Annotated in this window: 6 protein-coding genes and 1 other RNA gene; 5 read left to right on the forward strand and 2 right to left on the reverse strand. The window is 66.6% G+C overall.

The features are described 5' to 3' along the window. Positions 1-278: 278 nt before the first annotated feature. The 5 genes from glmU (at position 279) to rny (ending at position 4239) form a co-directional block, all read left to right on the forward strand. Positions 279-1646, forward strand: coding sequence for a bifunctional UDP-N-acetylglucosamine diphosphorylase/glucosamine-1-phosphate N-acetyltransferase GlmU (gene glmU, locus FVW27_RS05490; protein ID WP_167123422.1), 1368 nt, complete (start codon positions 279-281; stop codon positions 1644-1646). Between the two features lie 31 nt (positions 1647-1677). Beyond that, positions 1678-1914, forward strand: coding sequence for a cell division protein ZapB (locus FVW27_RS05495; protein ID WP_167123424.1), 237 nt, complete (start codon positions 1678-1680; stop codon positions 1912-1914). Positions 1915-1929: 15 nt separating this feature from the next. Further along, positions 1930-2193: a cell division protein ZapA gene (gene zapA, locus FVW27_RS05500; RefSeq protein WP_012612325.1), complete on the forward strand. Its 264-nt coding sequence runs from the start codon at positions 1930-1932 to the stop codon at positions 2191-2193. 22 nt (positions 2194-2215) lie between these two features. Next, a non-coding RNA gene (gene ssrS, locus FVW27_RS05505) (6S RNA) lies at positions 2216-2401 on the forward strand. 278 nt (positions 2402-2679) lie between these two features. Further along, positions 2680-4239, forward strand: a complete 1560-nt coding sequence (gene rny / locus FVW27_RS05510; protein ID WP_012612326.1) for a ribonuclease Y — start codon at positions 2680-2682, stop codon at positions 4237-4239. 513 nt (positions 4240-4752) lie between these two features. Here rny and FVW27_RS05515 read toward each other — a convergent pair. Further along, on the reverse strand, positions 4753-5493 hold the full coding sequence (locus tag FVW27_RS05515) for a substrate-binding periplasmic protein (protein WP_243838231.1): 741 nt from the start codon (positions 5491-5493) through the stop codon (positions 4753-4755). 233 nt (positions 5494-5726) lie between these two features. Next, the coding region (locus FVW27_RS05520; protein WP_167123426.1) for an MqnA/MqnD/SBP family protein at positions 5727-6325 on the reverse strand (599 nt) is incomplete at its 5' end.

Genomic DNA, 6325 nt, shown 5'->3' on the forward strand with positions numbered 1-6325 from the left:
CGTGCGGACCCGCCCGCCCGAACGCCGCGCCTCCCCCGGTGTGCCCGAATGCTCCGTGGCCCGGCCTCTTCGTGGCGGGTCCTTTCGGGGCGGGTCCTGCCGGGGCGCGGCCAGGGTCTGCCCGGCAAAGGCCCTGCCGGGGCACACGCCATTCCGGAATGCGGGCCATTCCCCAGCCCTTCCCACTGGACAGCCCCCGCACGGGGGGCTAGAAACCGGACGACGCGCCGTCTCCCGGCGCGCACCCCCGAAAAACACCCCTTCGTGACGGAGGAACCATGGCGTCCATCACCGGCGCTCTCATACTGGCAGCGGGCAAGGGCACCCGCATGCATTCCGACAAGCCCAAGGTATTGCAGTCCATTCTGGGCGAACCCATGCTGCGCTTCGTGTACGACGCGCTGGAGCCGCTGTTCGGCGGCAACCTGTGGACCGTCATCGGCCACAAGGCCGACATGGTGCGCGAGGCGTTCAAGGGAGAGGACCACCGCTTCGTGGTGCAGGAAAAACAGCTGGGCACCGGGCACGCCCTGCAGGCCGCCTGGGAAGAACTGAAGGCCGCGGGTCTTGAGCGCGTGGTGGTCGTCAACGGCGATACCCCGCTGCTGCCCACGTCCACCGTGGCCACCTTCCTGAAGGAAGCCATGGACGCTGACGTGGCCTTCATGACCCTGACCCTGCCCGACCCCGGCGCGTATGGCCGCGTGGTGCGCCACAACCGCCGCGTGGTGGCCATCGTGGAGGCCAAGGACTACGACGAAACCCTGTACGGCCCGGAACCGGACGAGATCAACGCGGGCATCTACTGCCTGCGCATGGACGCGGTGGAAAAACTGCTGCCGCGCCTTACCAACGCCAACAAGAGCGGCGAATACTACATCACAGACCTGGTGGGCCTGGCCGTGGCGGAACGCATGGACGTCATCGGCGTGGAATGCGGGCAGGACCCCAACCTGCTGGGCGTCAACGACCCGGCGGAACTGATCCGGTCCGAAGCCCTGGTGCGCGCGCGCATCGCCCTGAACTGGATAGAAAAGCGCGTGCTCATCCATGCGCCGGAAACCGTGCGCATCAGCCCGCGCGCCGTGCTTGAGCCGGGTGCGGAGATATACGGCCCCTGCGAAATCTACGGGGCGTCGCGCATCGCGCGCGGGGCCGTTGTCCATTCGCACTGCTGGCTGCGCGACGCCGTGGTGGCCGAAGGTGCCACCGTGCACCCCTTCAGCCACGTGGAAAAGGCCGAAATCGGCCCCGACTGCGTGGTGGGCCCCTACGCCCGCCTGCGCCCCGGCGCGGTGATGGAGGAAGGCGCACGCGTCGGCAACTTCGTGGAAATGAAAAAAGCCCGCCTGTGCAAGGGGGCCAAGGCCAACCACCTGACCTACCTTGGCGACGCCGAGGTGGGTCCCGGAGCCAACATCGGCGCGGGCACCATCACCTGCAACTACGACGGGGTGCACAAGCACAAGACCGTCATCGGCGAGGGGGCCTTCATCGGCAGCAACAGCGCGCTGGTGGCCCCGGTAACCATTGGTGCGGGCAGTCTGGTGGGGGCCGGTTCCGTCATAACCAAGGACGTTCCGGACGATTCGCTGGCCATCGCGCGGGGCCGCCAGACGACCCTGCCGCGCCGCAGGAACTCTTGATTTCACGCCGTGAAACGGCTAGTTAACAGACATGGAACTGATTGACCTGCTTGAAACCCGCGTCACGGCGCTCCTGTCGCAGCTCGAAACCCTGCGCGAGGAGAACAGTCGCCTTCGGGAAGAGGTCGAAGGCGGGCTTTCGGCGCTGGCGGAAGAGAACCGAATCCTCAAGGAAGCCCTTGACGAGGAGCGCGCCGTGAAAGATGCGGTGCTTACGCGCATCGATGCGCTGCTGCTCCGCCTCAAGGACCAAACCGGCGGCGCCTAGGCGCGTCGAGGCCCCATGCGTACATACAACCTCACCGTCCTGGGGCTTGAGGTTTCCTTCAAGGCCGAGGCCGACCCCGCAAGGGTCGAAACCGCCAAGGCCCTGGTGGAAGAGCGGTTCAACAGACTGAAGTTCCACGGAAGACAGCTCAGCAAGGAGAAGCTGCTGACCTTTCTGGTTCTGGGACTGGCGGACGACCTGTTGCAGTCTACCCAGCAGAAGGACGAAATGCGCACCCGCATGGAAGCCCTGCTGGCGAAAATAGAGGAATCCGCGTAACTCCCGTTGCGCGGATGCATAACGATCCCTGGAGTGTGCGTGATTGATTTGCCATCGCTGACCTCACAAGAAAAAAACAGGGAACCTGTACGGCGGACCGGTGTGCATACCCGGCCCCGCGCCGGGGAGCCTGAAGGCCCGCCCGAGGTTCCCACCCTGACATAGTCAGGTCCTGCTTTGGCACGTCACACGGCGCTCCGGGGCTCGCTCATGCCCCCTCGCCCCCAACAAGGCCCGCCCGTCGGGGAATCCGCGTTTAGCACAAGAGTGCGCGGACCCCGGCGATGCGACCGTCCGTCCCCTCCTTGCCCGAGCTCCCGTCTTCCCCGTGCTCATGGAATCGGCACGGTGACTTGGTGCGTCTTGACGCCGCGGCACTGACCGCCGTTCCCTCCGGGGGCGGCCCGCGCGGCCCAACGGCGCGCCCGGCCCGATTGCCGGACGCTACATCGGACGCTGGTCCGACACCATAACGGGAGTTGCAGTATGGGGCTCATCGAAATCATCTACGTCGTCGTGGGAGCGATCATCGGCGCGGCATCGGGCTATGCCCTGCACCGCTACATCAGCTCCAAGCGCATCGCCGATGCCAACGAACTCGCCAAGCGCATCGTCGAGGAAGCCCGCAAGGAAGCGCAGGCCCAGAAAAAGGAGATACTGCTCCAGGGCCAGGACGAAATCTTTCACCAGAAACGCGAACTGGAACACGAGTTCAAGGAACGCGAGCGCGAACTGAAGGCGCGTGACCGCAAGATGCAGGAACAGGGCGAACGCCTGGAGGAAAAGCTCGAAAAGGCCACCGAAAAGGAGCACGAAGTGCTGGCCGCAGAAAAAGAGCTGACCCGTCGCGAACGTCATCTGGCCGACATGGAGGAACAGATTTCCTCCCGCATCGATGAACAGGAACGCCGCCTCCAGGAAATATCCGGCCTGACCGCCGAAGAGGCGAAGTCGCGTCTTTTCGAAGACATCGAATCGCGCACCCGTCACGAAGCCGCCAAGATGATCCGGCTCATCGAAACCGAGTCGAAGGAAACCGCCGACCGCAAGGCCAAGGAAATCATCGCCAACGCCATCCAGCGTTACGCGGGCGACTACGTGGGCGAGCAGACGGTGACCGCCGTCACCCTGCCCAGCGAAGACATGAAGGGCCGCATCATCGGTCGCGAAGGGCGCAACATCCGCGCGCTGGAAGCGGCCACGGGCGTTGACCTGATCATCGACGACACCCCGGAGACGGTCATCCTTTCCGCCTACAGTCCGTTGCGCCGCCAGGTGGCCAAGATGGCCCTGGAACGGCTGATCCAGGACGGGCGCATCCACCCCGCGCGCATCGAGGACATCGTGCGCAAGTGCGAGCAGGAGCTTGATGTGCAGATCCGCGAGGTGGGCGAACAGGCCACCTTCGACGCGGGCGTGCACGGCATCCATCCCGACATCGTGCGCCTGCTGGGCCAGCTGAAGTACCGCACCAGCTTCTCGCAGAACGTGCTGCAACACTCGCTGGAAGTGGCCGCCCTGTGTGGCATGATGGCCGCCGAACTCGGCATGGACATCAAGAAGGCCAAGCGCGCGGGCCTCCTGCACGACATCGGCAAGGCCGTGGACCACGAGGTGGAAGGGCCGCACGCCATCATCGGCGCGGACATCGCCAAGAAGTACAACGAGAGCAAGGAAATCATCCACGCCATCGCCGCCCACCACGAGGATACCCCGCCCAAGTCGGCCCTGGCCGTGCTGGTGCAGGCCGCCGACGGTCTGTCCGGCGCCCGCCCCGGCGCCCGCAAGGAACTGCTGGAAAACTACGTGAAGCGGCTGGAAGACCTGGAGAACATCGCCACCGGCTTCGAGGGCGTGGCCAAGGCCTACGCCATTCAGGCGGGCCGCGAGATCCGGGTCATGGTGAACTCCGACAACGTGGACGACGACCAGACCTACATGCTGTGCAAGGACATTGCGGGCAAGATCGAAAAGAACCTGACCTACCCCGGCCAGATCCGGGTCACGGTCATCCGCGAACGCCGCGCCGTGGGCTTCGCCAAGTAGCCCGCGCGGCCCCGCCGCACGTCCCGCCACACGCACGCACACGCCCCTTACCCACCGACAGACCCGATGAAAGCCCGGCCCATGGCCGGGCTTTTTCGCGTTTCGCCCATTGACGACGGGGGCAGCGCAACGGCAGGCAAAGCAATACTTCTTACACTATATCCATTCCGCATGGGCCTTCCCGGAATCCTGGTCGCCGCAGGGATTCATGTCGCATCACGCGGCGGCGGGAACCGCCACCGGCAGGCACAGGCCGCGCCGGGGGCGGTTCCCACCTTTTTCGGGAAAGGCAGACCCGTTGCCCTGGCGATGGCATCGGTACCCGGCCATCGCAAAAGGTCGCCCTGCGATCCGGCCCCCACCGACACGCCTCCCCGGCGAAAGAACTGCCACGACGAAAGTGCGCCTCCCCCGACGACCATGCCGCCACAATGGCAACGCCGCCGATGTCGCGTGACATCGGCGGCGTTGCCATTGTGGCGGAAACATTTCCAGCAGCCCGAAAAATGGCCGTCACGGCTCCAGGTAGCGCTGCACGATGCGGCGCAGGGTGCCGTCCTCGTCCATGTGGCGCAGGGCCACGTCCATGCGGCGCACCGTCTCGTCCGGCACGGTGAGCGGCCAGAACACGTGCACCGGCAGTTCAAGCCCCACCAGGGCCGTGCGCGTACGCGTCAGCACGGCGGGGTCCGACAGGCGCAGGGCGCCAACTTCGCCCACCAGCGCCACCTGCACCCGGCCCGCTTCCAGCTTGCGCAGGCACAAGGCCTCGCTGGGCGCGGGATCCAGGTTCCAGCCCCCGTCCACCAGGGCACCATCCAGCGGCGGGCCGTAGTTCCACCCTTCCACGATGCAGGTGCGATACGGCTTCAACTCGGCCACGCGCGTGGCAGTGACCGTGGACTCCCGCGGCAGCACGGCCACGATGCGCTCCAGGTGCAGGGGCAGGCTGACCCGCCACTGCCCGCGCGCACGGGTGGTGGAAAAGGCTCCGCCCAGGGCCGCCTCGCCCGTTTCCAGCGAGCGCAGGGCTCGCGTCCACGGGGCCACGCGAATGTCCAGTTGCACGCCGGACCGCCGCACGGCTTCACGCAGGATTTCCGGATACAGCCCGGCGGGCCGTCCGGCGTCGTCACGGTAGGAAAGGGGAAAATGCTCGTCGTTGCACAACACCACGGGAGACGTGGCGCTTCCGGCTGCCGGAGGCCCCAGCAACGTCAGCGCCATGACCACGACCATGCGCAAGGTCGGCATGGATCGGTGCGGCAGCAAACCCCATGGCAGCATCATGGGTTCCCCCGACTATAGGAAACGCCCGGCGCTTGCCCTGCCGTGCGCGTTTTCGGTGGCAGGCACCCGTCACGCCCTTCCCCCCTGCGGAGGGTCATGCCGGCCCCCCTGGACGCCCCCGGCGGCATGTCGCTGAGCGTTCGCCCAGTATTATACTGAGCTATGATGCCCCGGAGTGATTGTCAATGCCATCCCCCTCAGGCGAACAGGGGCAGATCGGGCAGGCCCCTGCCTGCGCCGCCGGAGATGGCGGTGGCCTTTTCCAGCAGCGCGCGAATGGCGGCGCGGCCCTCGTCGCGCAGGTCCAGGCTGAAGTCGTTCACGAAGGTGCGGATGTGGCTGTCCGTGACCTCGTCGGACATTTCCTGGGCGTGTTCGCGTATCCACCCGCGCGAGGCCGCCGGGTTGGCGTTGGCGTATTCCAGGCTGCGCCGGATGGCGTCCTGCACGGCAAGGATGGTGGCCTCGCCCAGGTCGCGCCGCGCGGCAATGGCCCCCAGCGGCAGGGGCAACCCGTAGGCGGATTCCCACCACTGGCCCAGGTCCAGCACGCAATGCAGGCCATGGGCGCCGTAGGTGAACCGCCCCTCGTGGATGACCAGCCCGCAGTCGGCCTTGCCGGAAGCCACGGCGGGCATGACCTGGTCGAACACCATTTCCTCGCGCGGGCCGTGCAGCGTGCCGTGCAGGGAAAGCAGCAGGTTGGCCGTGGTCATGCGCCCCGGTATGGCCACCCGCGCCCCGGCCAGATCGGCGGGCGACAACGGCTCGCGCGCCACCAGCAGCGGCCCGCAGC

The sequence above is a fragment of the Nitratidesulfovibrio liaohensis genome, from assembly GCF_011682075.1.
Taxonomy (GTDB): domain Bacteria; phylum Desulfobacterota; class Desulfovibrionia; order Desulfovibrionales; family Desulfovibrionaceae; genus Cupidesulfovibrio; species Cupidesulfovibrio liaohensis.